14 protein-coding genes are annotated in these 22,388 nt (G+C 47.0%); 12 read left to right on the top strand and 2 right to left on the bottom strand.

What is annotated here, in order from left to right; genetic code table 11:
* Nucleotides 1–176: 176 nt before the first annotated feature.
* Complete coding sequence (locus ACS5NO_RS14095) at nucleotides 177–800, bottom strand: RNA polymerase sigma-70 factor (RefSeq protein WP_439415746.1); 624 nt, start codon at nucleotides 798–800, stop codon at nucleotides 177–179.
* 182 nt (nucleotides 801–982) lie between these two features.
* Here ACS5NO_RS14095 and ACS5NO_RS14100 point away from each other — a divergent pair, with 182 nt between their 5' ends.
* The 5 genes from ACS5NO_RS14100 to ACS5NO_RS14120 all read left to right on the top strand — a co-directional run bounded on the left by ACS5NO_RS14100 (nucleotide 983) and on the right by ACS5NO_RS14120 (nucleotide 9,857).
* Nucleotides 983–1,993: a FecR family protein gene (locus tag ACS5NO_RS14100; RefSeq protein ID WP_439415747.1), complete on the top strand. Its 1,011-nt coding sequence runs from the start codon at nucleotides 983–985 to the stop codon at nucleotides 1,991–1,993.
* 44 nt (nucleotides 1,994–2,037) lie between these two features.
* Nucleotides 2,038–5,685 carry a SusC/RagA family TonB-linked outer membrane protein gene (locus ACS5NO_RS14105; RefSeq protein ID WP_439415748.1) on the top strand — a complete coding sequence of 1,216 codons (3,648 nt, stop codon included), beginning with the start codon at nucleotides 2,038–2,040 and terminating at the stop codon, nucleotides 5,683–5,685.
* Nucleotides 5,686–5,696: 11 nt separating this feature from the next.
* Complete coding sequence (locus ACS5NO_RS14110; RefSeq protein ID WP_439415749.1) at nucleotides 5,697–7,115, top strand: SusD/RagB family nutrient-binding outer membrane lipoprotein; 1,419 nt, start codon at nucleotides 5,697–5,699, stop codon at nucleotides 7,113–7,115.
* A gap of 31 nt (nucleotides 7,116–7,146) precedes the next feature.
* A complete protein-coding gene (locus ACS5NO_RS14115) occupies nucleotides 7,147–8,352 on the top strand; it encodes a M14 family zinc carboxypeptidase (protein WP_439415750.1) in 1,206 nt (401 codons plus the stop codon).
* Between the two features lie 83 nt (nucleotides 8,353–8,435).
* Nucleotides 8,436–9,857, top strand: a complete 1,422-nt coding sequence (locus tag ACS5NO_RS14120) for a hypothetical protein (RefSeq protein ID WP_439415751.1) — start codon at nucleotides 8,436–8,438, stop codon at nucleotides 9,855–9,857.
* Nucleotides 9,858–10,385: 528 nt separating this feature from the next.
* Here ACS5NO_RS14120 and ACS5NO_RS14125 read toward each other — a convergent pair.
* Nucleotides 10,386–10,862 carry a hypothetical protein gene (locus ACS5NO_RS14125; RefSeq protein ID WP_439415752.1) on the bottom strand — a complete coding sequence of 159 codons (477 nt, stop codon included), beginning with the start codon at nucleotides 10,860–10,862 and terminating at the stop codon, nucleotides 10,386–10,388.
* 752 nt (nucleotides 10,863–11,614) lie between these two features.
* Between ACS5NO_RS14125 and ACS5NO_RS14130 the strand changes: the two genes are divergently transcribed.
* The 7 genes from ACS5NO_RS14130 to ACS5NO_RS14160 all read left to right on the top strand — a co-directional run bounded on the left by ACS5NO_RS14130 (nucleotide 11,615) and on the right by ACS5NO_RS14160 (nucleotide 22,378).
* The gene (locus tag ACS5NO_RS14130) at nucleotides 11,615–12,169 is read left to right on the top strand and encodes a recombinase family protein (protein WP_439415753.1); all 555 of its coding nucleotides are present in this window, start codon (nucleotides 11,615–11,617) and stop codon (nucleotides 12,167–12,169) included.
* Nucleotides 12,170–12,365: 196 nt separating this feature from the next.
* Nucleotides 12,366–14,714, top strand: a complete 2,349-nt coding sequence (locus tag ACS5NO_RS14135; protein ID WP_439415754.1) for a type I restriction-modification system subunit M — start codon at nucleotides 12,366–12,368, stop codon at nucleotides 14,712–14,714.
* Between the two features lie 5 nt (nucleotides 14,715–14,719).
* Nucleotides 14,720–15,718 carry a PDDEXK nuclease domain-containing protein gene (locus ACS5NO_RS14140; RefSeq protein WP_439415755.1) on the top strand — a complete coding sequence of 333 codons (999 nt, stop codon included), beginning with the start codon at nucleotides 14,720–14,722 and terminating at the stop codon, nucleotides 15,716–15,718.
* Nucleotides 15,711–17,018, top strand: a complete 1,308-nt coding sequence (locus ACS5NO_RS14145) for a restriction endonuclease subunit S (RefSeq protein ID WP_439415756.1) — start codon at nucleotides 15,711–15,713, stop codon at nucleotides 17,016–17,018. Before ACS5NO_RS14140 ends, ACS5NO_RS14145 begins: the two co-directional genes overlap by 8 nt.
* Nucleotides 17,019–17,022: 4 nt before the next feature.
* Nucleotides 17,023–20,061: a type I restriction endonuclease subunit R gene (locus ACS5NO_RS14150; protein ID WP_439415757.1), complete on the top strand. Its 3,039-nt coding sequence runs from the start codon at nucleotides 17,023–17,025 to the stop codon at nucleotides 20,059–20,061.
* Between the two features lie 202 nt (nucleotides 20,062–20,263).
* The gene (locus tag ACS5NO_RS14155) at nucleotides 20,264–21,487 is read left to right on the top strand and encodes a hypothetical protein (RefSeq protein ID WP_439415758.1); all 1,224 of its coding nucleotides are present in this window, start codon (nucleotides 20,264–20,266) and stop codon (nucleotides 21,485–21,487) included.
* A gap of 177 nt (nucleotides 21,488–21,664) precedes the next feature.
* Nucleotides 21,665–22,378 (top strand): hypothetical protein, encoded by a 714-nt coding sequence (locus tag ACS5NO_RS14160; protein WP_439415759.1) that lies wholly within the window; start codon nucleotides 21,665–21,667, stop codon nucleotides 22,376–22,378.
* The last annotated feature ends 10 nt before the right edge of the window (nucleotides 22,379–22,388 follow it).

Genomic DNA, 22,388 nt, shown 5'->3' on the forward strand with positions numbered 1-22,388 from the left:
AGAGGACATTCTGAATTCAATAAGTCGATTCAAAAATGCATCAAGAAATTAACCCAGTAGAAAGTATAACATCGAAATAACTTGTCATCTTTTGTGTACGGGGATTACCTTGATGTACCTATCAAAGAGCCAGGTTTCAGGGTAGTCAATTTAAAAAAATTAGGATAAAGACCATTTCAATAATCTTCAAGTGCCCTGCGCAATACGCGAAGGGCTTTGGTGATATGAGCTTCAACGGTTTTAGGTGATAGTAATAATTCCTGTGCGATATCTTGATATTTCTTTCCCTCAAACCGACTTAGTATAAATACCCGTTGAACAGCGGGCGATAACGATTGAATGACCTGCTCCACCTTGCGATACAGATCGTCGTACTCCATCATTTCCTCGGGCGATGGTTGACGCGATTGCAGGGTTTCTGCCTGTTGACTCGAGAAGGCGGATTCCCGGTTAAACTCGCGCTGAAGATATTTTAACGATTCAAGCCGGACTGCCGAAAACAGATACGCCCGGAATGAGGTGTGAATTTGCCGGTAAAGTTCCTTGTGTAAAAAGGACGAAAAAATATCCCCAACCAGATCCTGCGCGAGTTCCTTCGAGTAAACAAAACGAACGGCGTGGCTACACAACACATTGTAGTAGTTTCGGAAAAGTAACTCGCAGCCCTTCCGGGGATTTTCTTCAAACGTCTGGCGAATAAACCATTCCTTATCATCGGACGCCACAGCCCCCCCTTCTTTCTGAGAACGGGTCTGAGAATTGAAGGGATCCGGTCGGGGTGAAAATGGCTTTTCTAACAAGACGTTTGACAGATTGAAAGTAATCAGAACGGAAAACTATACCCCTATGATCCAATTCGGACGCAATACCCTAATTTCAAGTTGATTTTTCTACTAAAAATAATATTATTCCCTCTTTTTCTTTTCGGGATTAGGGTAATCGCTCTGTTTCGGATCATAGGGTTACAACCTTTATTATCCACATGAGCGTCAATAAGAATCTTTTATGGCGGTATTTTTCAGGTCAGGTCACGGTGCCCGAACGACAACGGATTGCGGAATGGTTACGAGATGAAGCCAGCCGTGAACTGTATTTCCAGGTACTGGAGGAATGGGAACAGGAACACCTGCAGTTTGAAACCGACGCGGATGCGGCCCTGCAAAGGTATCTTTTCCCGACGGCAAAAACCGCCCGGGAGTCGACACCGGACGTTGCACAGCGACAAACTCCGTTTACACTCTTTTTCCAAAACCGGCAACGCTGGGTGGCTGCGGCTGTTCTGGTATTGATTTCGGCTAGCTTATACGTGTTGCGGGATTCCATCCTGTATAAAACGTACACAACCGGGTATGGTCAGGTGCGTCCGATCACGCTGGACGACGGCAGCCGGGTGACACTTAACGCCAATTCGACGTTGGCGATACCGCGCTGGCACTCGGATAACCGGGAAGTTTTATTGAAAGGTGAAGCGGAGTTTTCCGTGGTTCATACGCGTGATCACCGCCGTTTTCTGGTCAAAACCGCCGACCAGCTGGAGGTGGAAGTACTGGGGACGGAATTTGTGGTTTATTCGCGCAGCCGGGGTTCCAAAGTTGCGCTGACGAAAGGAAAAGTGCGGCTTAGCTCCCTGAAAGACAAGCGGTTTCCCCCCCTGACCATTTCGCCGGGCGATGTGGTTACCGTCGACACCAAAGGCGCATTCAACCTTCAGACCAGGCAGGAGCTGACTAAATATACGGCCTGGAAAGATCACCTCTTTGTTTTTGAACACACCCCCCTGCGCGAGATAACCAGCAGAATTGAAGAAACATTCGGCGTTTCCATCCGGATCAAAGGAGCCGATCTGGCACAGCGCGAACTGACGGGTGCTTTTGAAGCCGAAACCGCCGACGAACTGCTGGAAGCCCTGACGAAGGTGATGAACCTGCAGCAGGTCCGGCAGGACGACCACATTCTATTGTTGCCCCCGCGCTCTTTCGAGCCTATCCAATAGCCTGTTTTCCTTTTAAAACCCTTATTACCGACAACCCGTACCGTATGCAAACGAATAGACTCTACTACCTGAAATGGGCATTTCTGCTACCTTTGTGGTTTCATTTTCCGTCACCCAATTACGCTCAGACGCTGGCTTTTCAGCAACCGGTTCGTCAATCGGCCGTTAAAAAACCGGCTACCCTCAAACTCCGCGATGCGATCCTGATTTTGCGAGACCGATACAACGTCAATGTGTTGTTCGAAGAAAAACTACTGGATGGCGTCAGCGTCAACGAAGATCTCATTAACACCCAAAAAAGTGTTGAAGAAAATCTGCAACGCTTGCTGAAAAACAACGGGTTTCAGTATCAACGCATTAAGAAAAAAACATACCTGATCTTTTCAGAAAAAGACCCGGCACTCCAGCGGACCGAGAAGAGTATCGAAGAAGTCAGTATGATTTCGCAACCTCGCACGGCTCTCTCGATGATCCCGAATAACATCGACCGGCCCATCGGACTCCTGGCGAACGAAAAAGTGCAGGTTCAGGTAAGCGGTCGTGTCCTTGACGAAAACGGACAGGGACTTCCCGGCGTTAACGTCATCGAAAAAGGAACGGTTAACGGAACATCGACCTCGGCCACCGGCGAGTATAAATTATCCGTGAGTGGGTCCGAAAGCATTCTGCTCTTTACGTTTATTGGGTATAAACCGCACGAAATTGCCGTTGGTGATAAGAGCGTCATCACTGTTTCGCTAAAACCGGATGAGCAAAGCCTGAAAGAGGTGGTCGTCACGGCAATCGGGCTGGAACGCAGCCGGAAATCACTGGGCTACTCGGTTCAGAAAGTAGATAGCGACGAGTTGGTGAATTCCCGCGAAACCAGTGTAGCGTCGGCACTGAGCGCCAAAGCCGCCGGGGTACAGGTAACCACCTCATCCGGTGCGGTGGGCAGTGCCGCCCAGATTCGTATTCGGGGCAGTGCCTCGCTGACCGGTAACAACAGCCCCCTGTTTGTCGTCGATGGGGTCCCTATTGATAACGGACAGAGCCGGACACTATCCGGGGGAGATGGGAATGCGGGCGTGGTACACTCCAATCGTTCCATCGATCTGAATCCGGACGATATCGAAACCATGACCGTTCTGAAAGGGCCAGCCGCAACCGCGCTCTACGGGATTCGGGCAGCCGCCGGAGCCATTATTATCACCTCGAAACGGGGATCACGCTCGGCCGGAAAACAATCGCGGATTTCGCTGTCGTCTTCTTATATCGTTAACGAAGCCAATCGGTTGCCGAAATGGCAGGAAAAATTTGCGCAGGGAGCCGAAGCCAATGGCGTTCCTCAGTACCGCGACCCAAGCACCGGCGTGATTACGTCCTTTGGGCCGGAAATCAGCTCGCTGTCGTACTCCAGTCAGGCCAGTCGGTTCACACCGGGATTAATTGTTCCCCGTACCGACCCAACCGCCAACGGTGTTCCTGTTCAGGCTTTCGACAACATCGGTAACTTCTTCGTAAAGGGGAGCACCTTTGATAACCACCTCAGTTTATCGGGCGGTTCGGAAAATTCCAATTATTACTTCTCCCTGGGCAAACTGAATCAGAAAGGGATTATTCCCACCGAGGAGTTTGACCGCCTGACGTTCAAAATGAGCGGAGATGTTTCCCTGACGCCCAAACTGAATTTTTCCGGTTCAGCTACCTACAGCAAATCCGGTGGAACGCGGGCGCAGCAGGGCTCCAATTCGTCGGGCGTCATCATGGGACTGATGCGTGCGCCGTTCACCTTCGATAATGCCAACGGGTATAGCGATCCGGTGAATGAGCCCCTGGCCTATTCGTTAGCGGATGGATCGCAGCGCAATAGTGGAGGAAATATTGGGGGGTATGACAATCCATACTGGTCGGTTAAGAAAAACCAGTACAAAGACGAAGTGGATCGGGTAATTGGATTCCTGCAATCCGACTACGAACTTTTACCCTGGTTGAAACTGATGGGACGTCTGGGGCTGGATATGTACAGCGATAACCGACTGGAGGCTTTTAGTAAAAATTCGAGGGGGCTGGTTGCCGGACGCGTGAGTCAGGAAAATTACCTGCAACGTTCGATCAACTCCGATCTGATTCTGACCGCCAACCGGAAACTGACCGAGGACCTGGACCTGACGGTTTTGCTCGGACACAATTATTTTAACCGCACCGATCGCCGGATTACCACTACGGGCTCAGGATTGAATATTCCGGATTTTTTCAATCCGTCAGGCGCATCGACGCTGACCGGTGGAACCAACCTGTCGCGTCGGAAACTCAATGCGGCTTATGGTGATGTTCGCCTGACGTACCGGAATTACCTGTTTTTGAACTTCACGGGCCGGAACGAATGGTCGTCGACCCTTCCGAAAGAAAACAGTTCGTTTTTCTATCCGTCCATCAGCGCCAGCTTTGCCTTTACGGATGCCTTTGATATCAAGAGCAATTGGCTAACATCCGGCAAATTACGGGCTTCGTATGCACAAGTGGGGAATGATTCACCGCTCTACTCGCTGTATAATACCTACAATCCCAGTTCGATCAATGCGACCCTGATCACCTCCGGCGGAATTTTGTTTCCGTTCCAGAACCAGCTTGGTTTAACGGTCGGTAATACATCGGGAAATCCGCAGCTTCGTCCGGAAGTTCGTGTTTCCAGCGAATTTGGGGGTGAGTTCCGGTTTTTAAAAGGCCGTCTTGGATTGGATGTGACCTATTACAATTCAGTGAGTAAGGATCTGATTGTTTCCGTGCCGATTCCGAACTCATCGGGTTTTACCAGCACGATCCGCAACGTCGGCGAAATTTCCAACAAGGGAGTGGAAATCGTCCTTGACGCGACACCGGTAAAAGCCGGAAAATTTACCTGGGATCTGGCTTTAAACTGGAGCCGGAATGTCAGTCTGGTGAAGGAAATTGCGGATGGAATTGAAAGCATTGGGGTCACGTCGGTAGGGCCGCTGGGTCAGGTTCGCCTGGTGAAAGGAGAGCCGTTTGCCATGATCTACGGGAACGACTTCGTCCGGAACGCGCAGGGCCTCGTGGTGATTGACGACGCCAAGCTTATGGCCGATGGCAAAACGGCCAATGCCAATTACGGTTTTCCTTTGCGTGACCCGAATCCAAAACCCATCGGCAACACGAATCCGAAATGGATTGCCGGTTTGCGGAACACGTTTCAGTACGGTAATTTCAGTCTGACCACCTTGCTGGATGTCCGCTACAAATTTGACGTCTACAACGGCACACTCGGTTCGATGAACCAGTCCGGAACATCGAAAGAGTCCGAAGATCGTTATATCGCAACCGTTTTCGATGGCGTCAAGAAAAGCGATGGCGGTGTCAACGACATTTCAGTCGTCAAAGGCCAGTATTGGTATACCGGTGTCGGGGGCGGTTTTGGTAGCGGTGTCAACACCCAGTTTGTGGAAGATGGCAGCTGGTTGCGGATGCGCGAACTGAACCTGAGTTACCGCCTGCCGGGTATCTGGCTGAAAAAGATCGGCGTCTCTAACGCCAGCTTTACACTGACGGGCCGCAATTTACTATTGTTCACCAATTACAGTGGTATCGATCCGGAAACCAACCTGAATGGCGACAATAACGCGGCCGGATACGATTATTTCACCATGCCTAATACCCGTAGTTATGGTGTTGCCATAACCCTAACCTTGTAGTTGCTACTTCTATGAAACGACTCAAAACTATAGTAATCACCGGTTTTCTGGCAGCAGGTCTGTTCTCCTGCAACTACGGAGACCTGAACCTGAACCCCAACCTGCCCTCTACGGCTACATTGCCAAGTCTGTTGGCGGGTTCGGAAGGGGTTATTGCCTTTACGGTTGGCGCCGATATGGGGCAGATGACCAATACATTCACCCAACATCTATCCGGTATCGTTCTGCAGGCAGCGGCCTGGGATCGGTATAATGTCGATGCCGAAGCCGGCAGCGCTTTTAATACGTTCTACGCCGGGCCCATGCAGGATCTGAGTACGCTGATTCAGCAGGCTCAAGGAACCCAGGCGAAAGGCTACGAAGGAATCGGAAAGATTCTGATGGCCTACAGCCTGGGCACCATGACGAGCTTATACGGGGATGTGCCTTATTCAGAAGCCTTTAAAGGGGCTGTCAATCCGTATCCTAAATTCGATACCCAGGCCAGCATCTACACCCAGATCCAAACGTTATTGGATGAAGGCATTGGGTTATTGAAAACCGCTGACGCGTCCAATAGCCCCAGCAGTGACGATCTGATTTACAAAGGTAATTTGCCGAAATGGATCGCAGCTGCGTACACCTTTAAAGCCCGTTATGCCCTGCACCTGACTAAAGCAGACCCTGAAGCCGCATCCAAAGCACTGGCCGCCCTGTACGACGGCGCAACCTATCGCGGAATTGCCCGCAATGCCGATGATTGTGATTTTGTTTTCGGAACCGGGGTCTCCGAATCCAATCCCTGGTCTCAGCTCGTGCAACAACGCAACGATTTCCGATTAGGGAAACAATTTGTGGATTTGTTGAATACGACACCAGCCGACCCGCGTTTACCGGTTTTGGCCAAACCGAATGCCGCTGGCTCCTATTCAGGCAGTGCAGCCGGACAAGGCCAGGCCGCCGATTCGCAGATTGGTCCTTATTTCACGACCGCTACGACCCCGGTTTCTCTGATCACCTATGCCGAAGCGAGATTTATTGAAGCCGAAGCCCGGTTACGGGTGAATGGAATAGATGCGCAGGCCGAAACAGCGTTGAAGGCTGCCGTTTCAGCCTCAGTCGATAAGGTCACCAAAGGGACGGTTCCAGCCGCTGAACTGACTGCTTTCGCTAGCAACCGGGGCACGTTTACGGGCGATGCGGCCAACCGGCTGCGTCAGGTAATCACCCAGAAATACATTGCTTTATTTACGCAGCCTGAAGTATGGACCGACTGGCGTCGAACCGGCTATCCGGCCTTGCAACCCGCATTTGGTGGCACCAACGGCCTGAACCCCGGCGGTGAGATCCCCCGGCGATTGCCCGTACCGCTGAGCGAAAGACTGAACAACCCCAGTGCCCCGAAAGAAACACCCAGCGTTCAGGCGCCCCGTTTCTATTGGGACAAGTGACCTATTTTCCTAAACCCTTGACAAAAATCACATGAAGCAATCGTTTGTTTTACTTATTGGACTCCTCAGTACCCTGTTGCTGGCTTCCTGCGGAGGAGAAAAGAAAAATCCGGAACTTCAAATTACCGCTAATTTCCCCGGTGGTAACATTACCGTAGATTCCATTCAGGGGACTACGGCTTACCTTCAGCCCGATCTTGGGGATACTGATCATCCCTGGTTTTATTGGTATTATGCCGTAAAAAGTAACCAGAGCGATAGTGTGCGGTTTGTATTTGATACAAAAGATTGCCTGACGATTAAAGGGCCTGCCGTAAGCCGGGACGGAGGTAAAACCTGGAGCTGGCTGTTTGATGGAACGGTTTCGAACAATGAGTTTACGGCTTATATCAAAGCCGATGAGGAAATTCGGTTTAGTATGGGAATGCCGTATACACAGGAAAATTTCGATACGTTCATCCAGCCGTACCGATCTCACGCTTCCGTCCGGCTGGATACCCTGTGTATAACGCCCAAAGGCCGGGTAACGGAAAAGCTGATCATTAGTCCGTCTCAAAAAAAGAGTGCCAAACAGAAAGTTCTCCTGACGGCCCGGCACCATGCCTGCGAAATGATGGCCAATTACGTCATGGAAGGAATGCTTTCCGCCGTTCTCTCCGACGATCCGGTCATGAAGAACCTCCGCGAATCTACCGAGTTCTGGGTTATTCCTTTTGTGGATAAAGATGGCGTGGAAGATGGTGATCAGGGTAAGTACCGTGCTCCCCGCGACCACAACCGCGATTATGATGGAAAGAGCCTTTATTGCAGTACGGGTGCGCTTCGGGAACAGGTTCCTAGCTGGAGTAAAAACCAGCTGAAAGTAATGATGGATTTGCACTGTCCCTGGATAAAAGGACCATTGAATGAAGTGATTTATCTGGTTGGTTCGTCAAACTCCGCGGTTGAAAAACAGCAACGGATTTTCATGGATCAATTGGCTGTTCAAAATAAAGGGCCGTTGAAATTTGATATGACCCAGGGAATTGTAGCGTACGGAACCGCCTGGAACACGTCAAAAAATACAACCCAAGGCATGTCATCCACACAATGGGGAGCCACTATTCCAGGAATGAAACTGGCCACTTCCTTCGAAATACCTTATTCCGTACACAATGAAGAACCAATGACGGCCGAAAACTCACGGCTTTTTGGCCGGGATATGGCGTTTGCATTGGCGGCTTATTTAAACCAGTAGTATTTCATCAGCTTATTTTTTGTAGGACTTTCGTCTGATAACCCCTAAATCCCCTGGTGGCAAACGAAAGTCCTATTTTTGGTATGATCTATAAAAGCATTATCTTTCTTATTACCGGTTTTTTCTGGTTTTCGGTTATCCATGCGCAACAGCCTCCCATTCAGGTAAAAGGGGTGTTTCCTCAGATGACCATTGTCAGCAACCATGCCGAACGCAGTGAAGCAGGCATTGGTGCGCTGATTCCCTGGGCCAATAAATTGTGGGCAGTAGGGTACGTTGCCCATGTCAAAGGTTCCGGTTTGGGACTGTACCAGGTCAGCGACGACATGACGATGCAGCGACACCCGCTGAGTTATACCGGCACGTACGCCAACCGCATGGTTCATAATCCATCACACCAGGCCATCATTGGTCCATACGCCATCGACACCACCGGCAAGGTGCGCATCATCGACGATCTGAAGATTCACCGGCTGGCGGCCACGATGGATCACCTCACCAAACCCGATTCGATGGTTTATTTTCTGACGATGGAAGGAGTGGTGTTTGAAACCAATGTCTATACGCTTAAAAGCCGTCAACTGTTCGATCTGGTTCGGGAACTGGACATTCCAAAAACCGCTCAGGTTCACTTTAAATCCGCTTTTACGGAGCAGGGACGCGTGGTTGTGGCCAATAACTCCTACTACGAAGCCGACTTTCTGGGAAAACGGAATGCCGGACGACTGGCCGAATGGAATGGCAAAGCCTGGACTATTCTGGATCGGAATCCGTATGTAGAAGTAGCCGGTAAGCACTGGTCGAACGAGCAATACGGCCACCCGGTTTATGCCCTGGGCTGGGATCAGGCGTCGGTCATTTTGAAATTCTGTTACAAAGGTGTCTGGAAAACCTACCGCTTGCCGAAAGCTAGTTATGCGTATGACCACGCCTGGAATACCGAATGGATGCGCATCCGCGAAGCCCAAACCGAGCGGTATTTGATGGACATTCACGGTATTTTCTACGAAATGCCGACCATTACGTATGGTGGCAATATTCTGGCAATCCGGCCCATCAGTAATCACCTTCGTATCGTTCCCGATTTCTGCTACTGGCGCGGTATGCTCGTATTGGCAGGTGATCAGGTGGATCGATCCACCGGTCAGCCCCAATCCGGCTTATGGTTTGGCAACATTGATGAACTTTGGGGTTTCGGTAAGCCCAAAGGGTGGGGCGGCCCGTGGTGGGAAAAAACCGTTGCCGCTAACGAAGTTTCCGACCCGTATTTGATGACTGGATTTGACCAAAAATCGCTGCACCTGACCCACGATGCCGCTACCGAAGTGACGTATCAGGTTGAGGTCGATTTCATGGGAAACGGGAGCTGGGTTCCATATACGACTTTAAAAGCACCCGCTAAAGGGTATGTTCATTACGAATTTCCGGCGGGCTATTCAGCCCATTGGGTTCGGCTAAAAGTAGACCGCGCCTGTAAAACGTCCGCCGTCTTCGTCTATAACTAATAGGCATCAAACTTAAAAAGATGCTAAATACAAAGGCAGTTTGAAATTTAAGTGTGTGTAGTCTAGTAAAAATAGACAGATGAGCTGGACCATCGTCCGGTAGAAAAGGCGAAAACCTATACTTAATTTGTCAAGCTCCTTTGGGTATTTGCCTATTTAAAATATCCATTGCGGTTGAGATTCTTTAGGTTAAGTTACGTGTACACAATGGAACAGCCCGGTAAATCTCACCGGGCTGTTCAGATTTTCTTGGGGTTAAAAAAGCGATAAAGGAAGCTGGGCTTGATCAGCAAATCATAGCTAGCTTTCTGAACCTATCATTCTCAACACAGAAATAAGGATCATCTTGGGTCAATAAGCACGTTCACAAACCACCGCTCGTTGGTTATCATGGTGCCAAACACGGTAGGGTACTATCAACGAGACGTTGTCTCACAAAGGAGGGTTTTCGTGAGAATCTGGAATAAGCAGTAACTATATTTTGGCATGTTTCAAAACCCTGACTTTTTCTCTTAGCCCTACATACACTTATGAAATGGGACGGGTTATTATGGCTAATTTCTTTCTTCCTCTTATCCGGATAGAATCCTTAATTAACCATTTCGCTAATAGACCGACACAAACCAGGTAACCGCTGATAATCAATGTTTTTTTATCGAAATAGTGCGTATTGAAAGCGTCAATAAGCAAAAAGCCTACCCCTGCAACTGGGAAAATTCGCTTGTACTTATATCTTATAATATACCAGTCTTTGGTTTTGTCATCAACATAGAGGTGGGTAATATCAACGAGTTTTACCTTCATACCTCCCAATAAAATGAGGCTATCTTCAAACCCCTCAATTTGAGCAGTAAACTTGGATTTATCCTCTTTCAATCGAAATGAGATGATATCCCCTTGCTTGTAAAGAACTTGCCGGTAACTTTTTTTAGAAAACAGCAAAAAGTCCTGACCAAACCCACCATGATTGACCATCATCAACAAGAAGATAATATACTTGCTCATTCAGAATGCTGATTTTTTCAAAGCTACATTTTCAGCTTTTTCCTTGTAAAATGTAAAGGACTTGCCAAGGTTGACATTAATGGAACTAACAAAACAGAAGTAGAATCGATGCCACTCCAATAAGAATCTAATTTCACATACCTGGCTCAATAGTTAGAATAATGAACCAAAGTAATAGAATTAGGCCTGCTAAGATTTTTTTTGAGGGTTATTAACTAAAATTAACAGCTATGTAACCAAAGATGACTGACAATCTCGTCAAAATGTAATTTCCACCGTCTTTTCAAACGCCCGTTTCCACAAGACAATAGTTTGACCTTCCTAGTCGTCCTTATTGCCGTGATCCAATAGTCCGCCCGGCGGCCCGGTCAAATTGCCATCTCTCGAATCAACGAACCATTTTCAGCATGCTAGGTGAGTTCGTGACCGGGCTGCCGTCGCAGACAGTTTTACAAACCTCTGACCAGCATCATACAGAATTAAAAACATATAAGGCAGACTGTTGCTTTAAATGCCCCTACAGGCGTTTACACAGGTCATTTCAAAATTGATGTAATTGGAATCGGAGTGGGGCGCCACTGCGAGGCCGAAGCCAGGGGAGAAGGAAACGGCTCCGGATCAATATTTATAGCTTTCTGAACCATCCCTTCAATCATACTTTTTATACCATTCTTTCACAAAATACAGGGTCATAAAGTAGGTTCAGGCAATTTTTCACTTTTACCTTCCTGAGACTAACTTGTTGAGCCCACATGAATCAGATTTTTGGTTATGCCCGCGTGTCCACCGTTGATCAGAACCTGGATACCCAAATCGAGACGTTACAGAAAATCGGCTGTCATGAAATCTTTCAGGATAAAGTTTCCGGAGTTCATATCAGCCGTCCAGCACTGGACGAATTGCTTTCCAAATTACGGGAAGGGGACACTGTGGTGGTAGCCCGGTTTTTTCGGTTGGGTAGGAGCAGGGACCACCTAATTTCTCTGATTAGTCAGTTTTCCCAGCGAGGCATCCATTTTCGGGCATTGGATTTAGGTGTGGACAGCTCCACGCCAGCTGGTAAGATGGTCTTGCAAATCTTTGCGGCTTTAGCGGAATACGACCGGGAGAGTATTCTGGAAAAGACACGTGCGGGTCAGCTGCTGGCCAAAGCGAAGGGCAAACACATCGGTCGACCTAGTGGCATTGATCCCGAAAAGTTTAAGAAGGTGAAAAAAGCGTTTGAACGTGGATTATCAGTTTCGGAGATTGTAAACCTCACTGGAATTAGTATGTCCAGTGTCAAGCGATACCGGAAATTGATTTAATCAAAGAAAGGGACGTTTAGATGCCGAATCAGTAACATAGAATTCTATCTGATTTGAATTGCCTTGTTGAGGTTGAGGTGATTTGAACATTCAGAAAGCAAGTTCAGTTAGCTTCACTTCTTTTTAATTAACTATATCACCTGCGAATACCATAACTTCCCATAGTTTTACATTTCAGAAAATTTACCCACCCTGTATGAATACAAGTGCTCACAATAAATTAGTCTCTTTTATCTGGTCCATTGCTGATGATTGTCTGCGCGATGTGTATGTGCGGGGTAAATACCGGGATGTCATCCTGCCGATGGTGGTGCTGCGCCGATTGGATGCTCTGCTCGAACCGAGTAAGGACGAGGTAATGGAAGAAGTACGGTTTCAGCGTGTGGAAGCCGGTTTTACCGAACTGGATGATAATGGTTTGCGGGCGGCATCGGGCTTCGTTTTTTATAACACCAGCGTCTGGACGCTGCAAAGATTGCACGACACAGCCACCAATAACCAACAATTACTGGAAGCCAACTTCACGGATTACCTGGACGGCTTCAGTGATAATGTGAAAGAGATTATTCGCAAGTTTAATCTCAAAAGTCAGGTCAAGCACATGGCCAACAAGGACGTGCTGCTCGATGTACTCGAAAAATTCACGTCGCCCTATATCAATCTTACTCCCCATGAAAAACAGGATCCGGAAGGCCGTAAACTCCCGGCTTTGTCGAACCTGGGGATGGGTTATGTGTTCGAGGAGTTAATTCGCAAATTCAACGAAGAGAACAATGAAGAAGCGGGCGAACACTTTACGCCCCGCGAGGTCATTGACCTGATGACACACTTGATTTTTGAGCCGATTAAAGACCGGCTGCCGCCCGTTATGACCATCTATGATCCGGCCTGTGGATCGGGTGGGATGCTAACCGAATCGCAGAATTTCATCAAAGACGAAGAAGGGATGATCCGCGCTACGGGCGATGTGTATCTGTTCGGCAAGGAAATCAACGACGAAACCTACGCCATTTGCAAGTCGGATATGATGATTAAAGGCAACGATCCCGAAAACATCAAAAACGGCTCGACGCTTTCAACCGACGAGTTTGCTGGCCGTCAGTTTGATTTTATGCTCTCCAACCCGCCTTACGGTAAGTCGTGGGCCAGTGAGGTTAAATACATTAAAGATGGTAACGACGTGATCGACCCGCGTTTCCGCATCAAGCTCAAAAATTATTGGGGTGAAGAGGAAGACGCCGACGCCATTCCGCGGTCGAGCGATGGGCAGTTGCTGTTTTTGATGGAAATGGTTAATAAACTTAAACCGTTAACGGCGGCTCCGGCCGGCTCCCGGATTGCCTCAGTTCACAACGGTTCCAGTCTGTTTACGGGCGATGCCGGGGGCGGAGAAAGCAACATCCGGCGCTACCTGATCGAAAATGATTTGCTCGAAGCCATCATTCAATTGCCCAATAACCTGTTTTATAACACCGGTATTACGACCTACATCTGGTTGTTGAGTAACGGCAAAACCGCCCCCCGTCGGGGTAAAGTGCAGCTCATCGACGCTGGTCCGCTGTATCGCAAACTACGGAAGAATCTCGGGGCAAAAAATTGTGAACTGGCTCCTGAGCACATCAATGAAATCCTGCAAGCGTATTTACAGCTTTCGAACATTGAACGCACTGGCGATGAGGGTTTGGCTAGTCGGGTGTTCGACAACCCGGATTTTGGCTATTATAAAGTGACCATCGAGCGGCCCAAACGCCTGAAAGCCCAGTTTAGCGCCGAACGGATTGTCGAATTACGCTTTGACAGCAAACTCCGCGAACCGATGGCCTGGGCGTGGGAAACCTACGGCGACCGGGTGTATACGGACCTGCCCGCCCTGGAAAAAGACCTGATCGACTGGTGCGAAAAACAGGACCTGAACCTGGCCCGGAAACAGCAAGAAGCCCTGTTAAAGCCCGACAACTGGCTGAAACAGCAGGTGTTGATGAATACCGCCACCAAACTGATGCGCGCCATCGGCACCGACGAATACCGCAATTTCAATGTCTTTGCCCGGGAGGTCGAACTGGAACTGAAGGCGCTGGGCGTCAAACTGTCGGCTTCCGAAAAGAAACAGATTCTGGATGCCGTCAGCTGGTACGATGCCGACGCCGAAAAGGTGGTGAAAGGCACCATCAAGCTCAAAGGCGATAAACTGAACGAGCTGCTGACGCACCTTAATTGTACCGAAGCCCAATTGCCTGATTTTGGCTATTATGCGACGGAAAAACCGGGTGAATACCTCGAATACGAAACTGAATCAGACCTGCGCGATACAGAAAACGTACCGCTCAAAGACGAAATCTACGCGTATTTTCTGCGCGAGGTGAAACCGCACGTGGGAGAAGCCTGGATTAATCTCAACGCCACCAAGATTGGTTACGAAATCAGCTTTAACAAATACTTCTACCGCCATAAACCGCTACGGACTCTGGAGGAAGTGAGTGCCGATATTCTGCAACTGGAAGAAGAAAGTGAAGGGCTGATTAAAAATATCCTTTCTCTGGTTTGATCGGCATGATGAACGTACAAGCGCAGTTTAGCCATGTCATTACGCTGATCCAGGAAGCCCGGCAACGGGCTTTTCAGGCGGTTAACAGCGAACTGGTGATGCTCTATTGGACCATTGGTGAATATGTGCACCAACAGGTAACCAGCAACGCCTGGGGTAAATCCGTCGTAAAAGAGCTGGCTGATTTCATCCAGCAATCCGAGCCCAACGTGAAAGGCTTTTCGTCCCAAAACTTGTGGAGGATGAAACAGTTTTATGAGACCTATAAGGACTACCCAAAACTCTCGGCACTGCTGAGAGAAATTACCTGGACCAACCATACCCTTATATTTTCGGGTACCAAATCGGCGGAGGAACGGGAGTTCTATCTCCAGTTAGCCGTCAAAGAACGGCTTTCCTCCCGGGAGTTGGAGCGGCAAATTGACTCGTCGTATTATGAACGGGTAAAGCTGGCCGACGCGAAGCTTGCTCCGCTCGTAAAGATCTTACCGCAGGATGTAACCTCGCATTTCAAAGACACCTACGTTCTGGAAATGCTGAACCTACCGGAAACCCATCTGGAACGCGACCTCAAACACCAGATTAGCCGCAACATCAGCAAATTTCTCATTGAGTTTGGACGAGACTTTGCCTTTATGGGCGAAGAATACCCTTTGCAGGTTGGTAATCAGGACTTTGCCATTGATTTGCTATTCTATAACCGAAGTCTGAATTGCCTGGTGGCGATTGAGTTGAAAATTGAGAAGTTCAAACCCGAACACCTCGGACAGCTTAATTTCTATCTGGAAGCACTCGACCGCGACATCAAAAAGCCCCACGAAAACCCTTCGATCGGCATTTTGCTCTGTAAGGGCAAAGACGATACCGTAGTAGAATATGCCCTGAGCCGGACACTCTCGCCAACGCTCGTGGCCGATTATGAAACCAAACTCCCCAGCAAACAACTCCTGCAAGCGAAATGGCAGGAAATTGTAGATTCTTTAGAACCCGACACCCATGATTGATACCGTTGAAAGCAAGACGAACGAAACGCTGAAACATAACCGATACGCCGACTACAAAGATTCTGGTGTAGACTGGCTGGGCGAAATTCCGGCGCATTGGGATGTAGTGAAATTGAAATACATTTTCCAAGAGAAAAAACATAAAGCAAACCAATTCCTGCAATGCGGGTCTATAAGTTTTGGAAAAGTGGTCATCAAAGACGATGAAAAAATTCCTGATTCAACAAGGGCATCATACCAGGAAGTATTAAGCGGAGAGTTTCTAATTAACCCACTTAATCTGAATTATGACTTAATAAGCCTAAGAATAGCTTTGTCATACATAGACGTTGTGGTAAGCCCAGGTTATATTGTACTTAGGAATATTGCCGAACTTAATCGGCAATATTTTAAGTTTCTTTTGCATCGTTATGATGTAGCTTATATGAAGTTACTTGGATCAGGAGTGAGGCAAACAATTAGTTTCAATCATATCGCAAATAGCCTGTTAATACTTCCCCCCCTCGCTGAACAAACCCGAATTGCCGACTTTTTAGACCGAAAAACCGCCCAGATCGACCAGGCCATTGCCCAGAAAGAACGTCTGATCGAGTTGCTCAACGAACGGCGGCAGGTGATGATTCATCAAGCCGTTACGCGGGGATTGAATCCGGATGTGCCAATGGAGGATTCCGGTATTGAGTGGATAGGGGAGATTCCGGCACATTGGAAAGTAGCTCCTCTGACAAAATATGCCTCTAGAGTTGATTATAGAGGAAAAACGCCTGAAAAAGTTGAATCAGGGATTTTCCTTGTTACAACTAAAAATATTAAAGAAGGCAAAATTGATTACGAAATTTCAAAGGAATATGTACTAGATAGTCAATACAAGGAAATAATGTCAAGGGGACTTCCTAAAATAGGAGATATTCTTTTTACAATGGAAGCTCCTTTAGGTATGTCTGCGGTAGTTGATGATCCAACAATCGCTATTGCTCAGCGTATAATAAAGTTCCAATTTAACGAATTTGAATTTAATTCTGAGTTCGTAAATTTTTCAATTCAATCTGAATACTTTCAGATTCATTTGCAACGGGAAGGCACAGGTTCAACAGCAATTGGTATAAAGGCAAGTAAATTACATAAGCTGAGATTACTAAAACCAGATATTGATGAACAAGTAAAAATTGCTAAATATTTAAACCAGAAATCAGCACAATCTGTGCAAGCAATTATGCAACAACGAATTTCAATCCAAAAACTACAAGAACTCAAATCCACTCTCATCAACTCGGCCGTAACGGGCAAAATCAAGGTATAAGACCATGCCCAGCCAGACCAACGAACAAGCCCTCGAAGCCGCCATCGAGAAACAACTAACCGGCATTACCCGCGAAGACGTTCAAGCGGAAACCGTCGCCGAAACCGCTCCGCACTACCGGGCGGGCAACGGCTACTGGCTGGGCGAACCTACCGATTTCAACGCCGACTACGCCATCGACACCCGGCGCTTCTGGCATTTTCTGACCACCACCCAACCCGACGAACTGGCCAAACTCCAGACCCAGCCCCAGTGGGAGTTGCTGATCCTGCAAAAAGTGGATCGGCTGATCAAAAAATACGGCATTCTGTATCTGTTCCGCAAAGGCCTGGAAATAGATGATGCCAAATTTACGATGCTGTATGTGCCACCCCTGGCATCGAGTAGTCAGACAGTGAAAGAAGCCTTCGGGCGCAACGAATTCAGTGTGACGCGGCAACTGCGGTATTCTGCCGCCAATCCCCGCGAAGAACTGGATATGGTGATCTTTATCAACGGTTTGCCCGTGGCTACGATGGAGCTAAAGAACCAGTGGACGGGGCAAAATGCGCGGGTACACGGCATCAAGCAATACAAATGGGATCGCGACGCCACCCAGCCGCTGTTACAGTTTGGCCGGTGCGTGGTCCATTTTGCCGTCGATCCCGATGAGATTTTCATGGCAACCCGGCTGAGTGGGAAAGACACCTATTTTCTGCCGTTCAACAAGGGCGACAAAAATCATGGCGCCGGCAATCCACCCAATGCTTTCGGCCATAAAACCGCCTACCTCTGGGAAGAGGTGTTGACCCGGCAAAACCTGAGTACGATTATCCAGCACTTTGTTACCCTCGACGGCAAAGCCACCGATCCGCTGTCGAAGCGAAACCTGCTGTTTCCGCGCTATCACCAGTGGGATGTTGTTCGACGCCTGTTGACGCATACGGGCCGCAACGGCGTGGGGCAAACCTATCTGATTCAGCATTCGGCGGGTTCGGGCAAGTCCAACTCCATCACCTGGGCGGCTTTCCAATTGATCGAAGCCTATCCCGAGTCGGAAACCACACCGGGACACCGGGGCATCACCCACCCGCTGTTCGACTCGGTCATAGTGGTCACCGACCGCCGGTTGCTCGACCGGCAGATTCGGGACAATATCAAAGAATTTTCGCAGGTCAAAAACATTGTGGCTCCGGCGTTTAGCTCCCAGGAGTTACGCACGGCGTTAGAAGGTGGCAAAAAGATCATCATCACCACCATTCAGAAATTCCCGTTCATCATCGACGGTATTGCCGACCTGAGCGACAAACGGTTTGCGGTCATCATCGACGAAGCCCACAGTTCGCAGAGTGGTTCGGCCCACGACAGCATGAACAACGCGATGGGCAAAGCCAAAGCGGACAATAACGACGAAGAGACCGACGCTCAGGATCTGATCCTGGCCGCCATGCAGGCCCGGAAAATGCGCGGCAATGCGTCTTATTTCGCCTTTACGGCCACCCCCAAGCCCAACACCCTCGAAAAGTTTGGCACAAAGCAGGCCGACGGCAAATTCGCTCCGTTTCATTTATACTCCATGAAACAGGCCATCGAGGAAGGTTTCATTCTGGATGTCCTGGCCAATTATACGACGTACAAGAGTTACTACGAGATTGAGAAATCGATCGAAGAAAATCCGCTTTTCGATACCCAGAAGGCCCAGAAAAAGCTACGAAGCTACGTCGAACAGCACCGGCAAACCATTCATACCAAGGCGGAGATTATGCTGGACCACTTCACGACGCAGGTGGTCAGTACCAAAAAACTCAAGGGTAAAGCCAAAGGCATGGTAGTTACGCAGAGCATTGAATCGGCTATTCGGTATTTTCTGGCCATCCGCACCATCCTGGCCGATAAAAATGCCGCCTTCAAAGCTGTTATTGCTTTTTCAGGGAAGAAAACTGTCGATGGCATCGAGCATACGGAAGCCAGCCTGAACGGATTTGCGGAGACTGAAACCAAGGATCAGTTTGACACGGACGAATACCGGCTGTTGGTCGTGGCTAACAAATACCTGACGGGTTTCGACCAACCCAAACTCTCGGCCATGTACGTCGACAAGAAATTGCAGGGTGTGCTGGCCGTCCAGGCGTTGTCGCGGCTGAACCGGGCAGCCAATGCGCTGGGCAAGAAAACGGAGGATTTGTTTATACTGGATTTCTTCAATACCGTCGATGACATCAAGTCCGCATTCGATCCGTTTTATACGGCGACCTCGTTGAGCAGTGCCACCGACGTCAACGTGCTTCACGAGTTAAAAGCCCAGCTGGACGACGTGGGGGTCTATGAATGGGCCGAAGTGGAGGATTTTGTCGCCAAATATTTCCGGGGAGTTGATGCTCAGCAGCTCAGTCCGATTATCGATGTAGCCGCCGAGCGGTTCAGTAGCGAGCTTGGGTTGGAAGACAATGACAAGGCCGACTTTAAAATCAAAGCCAAGCAGTTCGTCAAAATTTACGGACAAATGGCGTCCATTCTGCCGTTTGAAGTGGTGAACTGGGAAAAGCTATTCTGGTTTTTAAAGTTTCTGATTCCCAAGCTGATCGTCCGCGACCCGCAGGGTGATGCGCTGGATGAGTTGCTCCAGTCGGTCGATCTGTCTACGTATGGTCTGGAACGCACCAAACTGGGCCATACCATTGGCCTCGATGATTCCGAAACCGAAGTAGACCCACAAAACCCAAATCCGCGTGGAGCCCACGGTAGCGATGCCGAGCACGACCCGTTGGACCTGATCATTAACAGCTTTAACGAACGACATTTTCAGGGTTGGAGTGCTACGCCCGAAGAGCAGCGTGTAAAGTTTGTGAGCATTTTAAAGTATGTCCAGCAACAACCGAACTACCAGACGCATGTTGTAAACAATTCCGATATTCAAAACCGGGAGATTGCACTGCAAAAAATGATTAATGATGCCGTCAACCAACAGCGAAAATCAGAGCTAGAGCTTTACAAGCTTTACTCGCAGGACTCGGCTTTCAAGCAGGCGATGCAGGATACGATTCGGAGGATGTTGAGTATATAAATATTTGCAATAAAAAAGCAAACCTTCATTTAATTATTATGACTTTGTAGTTAAAATATATAATTTAAAAATAAAACAGTGTTGTTATAATTTATAATTGTAAAGAATGTATATTAATTTAATATATAAACAATAATATCGTATAGACATTGAATTGTCAAGCTAAATTTCCTTCCAATTAATTCTGCGAATATTGAAACAAATGGATACCTATACTAACTTAGAGAAACTAACTAATGAAATAAAAGCCATCATAGCGGCTATTGCTGAAATCAAATTAAAGATAGGTGATAAGCCTCCGCATTATAGACTCATTGATAAACAATATATTGAATTGCATAAGGAACTCACTAAATTGCAAAGGAAACTACTTAGAATGCATTCGAAAGTTTCTTTAATAAAAAATCAAAATCAGATCCCGCTAAATAAGTCTGATTTCTATGGCTTGATTAGCTTCGAACTTTCTAAGATGAAGACCATTAAATTTGTGTCACTTGAGGAATTCGAAAATAAAATAGAAAGTATATACTTATTAATCGATAGACAACTAAAAGAAAATGATGAATTGTACACAACTGAAAGAAAATTGAAAGATAATTCAAGAAAAGAACTCTTTGAACTGCAAAATAAAATTTCAAAGTTTCAAGTTGCATTAAGAAAAACGTATTTTAGTAATAATGAGGTTAACATTTTAATTGGACTATGGGAAGTAGTATTTGAAAATGGATATATTGTGTGGCGCTGCGCTGGTCAACCATGTCGTTTTGATATACCTTCCTCCCGGCAATGGTATAATAAACTTAAGAATGTATTGAGCTATATAACTCATAAGCGGTTAACAATCTTATTAAATTATAATAAAAACCAAATTGTTAGTGTAAATGGTTTTGGAGAGCTCTCGCGATATTTTGAACACTTAGAAATTGATCGATTACTTTCTCAATATGATTTGGGTGACGCAGCAAGCTTTTCTCAAAAAATTCTAAACCGGCTTGAAAATCACCACACTGCTAATCTTTATCAATTAAATAGTAAAAGCTTATACTTAAAATTTTTATTAAATAAGCAAGAACCTAATTACAAAATAATACCTGCTTCTGAAAAAAGGACTTTCCGAAGTAACGATACAATTGTTGAAGAAGATGCATTTTTATTCAGCTTTAAATTGAATAACATATCTTATATTATCTGGGAAAATGTTGAAGAGAGACGAGCAACCCATGTTTTTAGATGTGATTTCGAAAAATACGAAATCGCTCTTCAAAAGGTATACGACTACATTGTTAGCCCAGGAATTGTAAACAAAAGAGAAATCCTTCATATAGGAGTGATTAGCTATTTTAATGACATACTAATTTACTGTGGTTCAATCAACCATACGCTGATTGATGAGTGGAAAGATAAAGTAATGCAAATTTGCCAATAAATATGCCAAATGATTATTTATAAATCTATTTAACAACAAATATATATTAGCTCACTTTCAATAGACCAGCAGTTCAGAGTCATGGCTCATATGGCTAATTGGGCATTGATGTTGAACCGATTAGCAAAATGACCAAATAATATTTCCCAACACCTTCTTAATTATTAGTTTAATTTTATGGGCCTTCGCATTGTTATCTTCGTATTGATTATAATTGGTTTAATTGCCCTAGTTATTCCTGAAGTAATTTATAAAAATCAGAGTGAAAGCACATCCTTTGGAAGCGTTGGTAATGGAAAGCTTCTAAAACCATTTCTCGTTCCATTTGCCGGGAAAAACTTCCGTCATTTTAGTTTCGTCAGTTATTACATAATGGACAATGGCTATACACATTCTAAGGTCGGCAAGACCATAATCGATGCTTATAGCCATTGCGAAGAAACATGCACTGGTAAGTCATTTCAATTGATGGAATGTTCGAACAAAGATGGTGGAGAAATGCTGTTACACTATACACACCAGAATGGCCTGAGTGCCGATTTTATGGTGCCTACTATGCCATCTTCTCTGGGAAATTCACTCTCAAGCCAGCTTGGATTATGGTATTACTTACTATCGTTTTCAGCCAAGGGAAAGCTGAAAATAGATAAAAAAATTACCATAGATTTCGAAACTATGGGCAAACATTTGTTAGCCTTGAATGGAATGGCGAAGAAGAATGGTTTAAGAATTAAAAAAGTTATTTTTAATACGGGTCTCCAACCGCTGCTGTTTAAGTCAGACAGTGGGAGACAACTAAAATCAAAAGGGATCTATTTCGTTAGAGCACTGTCTCCGAGTACGAATAACGCTCATGACGACCATTATCACGTCGATTTTGAAATCATTTGAGATTGTGGCG

It is taken from the genome of Larkinella fluvii, assembly GCF_051857545.1.
Taxonomy (GTDB): Bacteria; Bacteroidota; Bacteroidia; order Cytophagales; family Spirosomataceae; genus Larkinella.

What these genes read in the sequence shown, in the direction of transcription:
- ACS5NO_RS14135 (WP_439415754.1), top strand. Translation starts at nt 12,366, where the DNA reads ATGAATACAAGTGCTCACAATAAATTAGTCTCTTTTATCTGGTCCATT.
- ACS5NO_RS14145 (WP_439415756.1), top strand. Translation starts at nt 15,711, where the DNA reads ATGATTGATACCGTTGAAAGCAAGACGAACGAAACGCTGAAACATAAC.
- ACS5NO_RS14125 (WP_439415752.1), bottom strand. Translation starts at nt 10,862, where the DNA reads ATGAGCAAGTATATTATCTTCTTGTTGATGATGGTCAATCATGGTGGG.
- ACS5NO_RS14130 (WP_439415753.1), top strand. Translation starts at nt 11,615, where the DNA reads ATGAATCAGATTTTTGGTTATGCCCGCGTGTCCACCGTTGATCAGAAC.
- ACS5NO_RS14150 (WP_439415757.1), top strand. Translation starts at nt 17,023, where the DNA reads ATGCCCAGCCAGACCAACGAACAAGCCCTCGAAGCCGCCATCGAGAAA.
- ACS5NO_RS14105 (WP_439415748.1), top strand. Translation starts at nt 2,038, where the DNA reads ATGCAAACGAATAGACTCTACTACCTGAAATGGGCATTTCTGCTACCT.
- ACS5NO_RS14110 (WP_439415749.1), top strand. Translation starts at nt 5,697, where the DNA reads ATGAAACGACTCAAAACTATAGTAATCACCGGTTTTCTGGCAGCAGGT.
- ACS5NO_RS14100 (WP_439415747.1), top strand. Translation starts at nt 983, where the DNA reads ATGAGCGTCAATAAGAATCTTTTATGGCGGTATTTTTCAGGTCAGGTC.
- ACS5NO_RS14160 (WP_439415759.1), top strand. Translation starts at nt 21,665, where the DNA reads ATGGGCCTTCGCATTGTTATCTTCGTATTGATTATAATTGGTTTAATT.
- ACS5NO_RS14115 (WP_439415750.1), top strand. Translation starts at nt 7,147, where the DNA reads ATGAAGCAATCGTTTGTTTTACTTATTGGACTCCTCAGTACCCTGTTG.
- ACS5NO_RS14120 (WP_439415751.1), top strand. Translation starts at nt 8,436, where the DNA reads ATGATCTATAAAAGCATTATCTTTCTTATTACCGGTTTTTTCTGGTTT.
- ACS5NO_RS14140 (WP_439415755.1), top strand. Translation starts at nt 14,720, where the DNA reads ATGATGAACGTACAAGCGCAGTTTAGCCATGTCATTACGCTGATCCAG.
- ACS5NO_RS14155 (WP_439415758.1), top strand. Translation starts at nt 20,264, where the DNA reads ATGGATACCTATACTAACTTAGAGAAACTAACTAATGAAATAAAAGCC.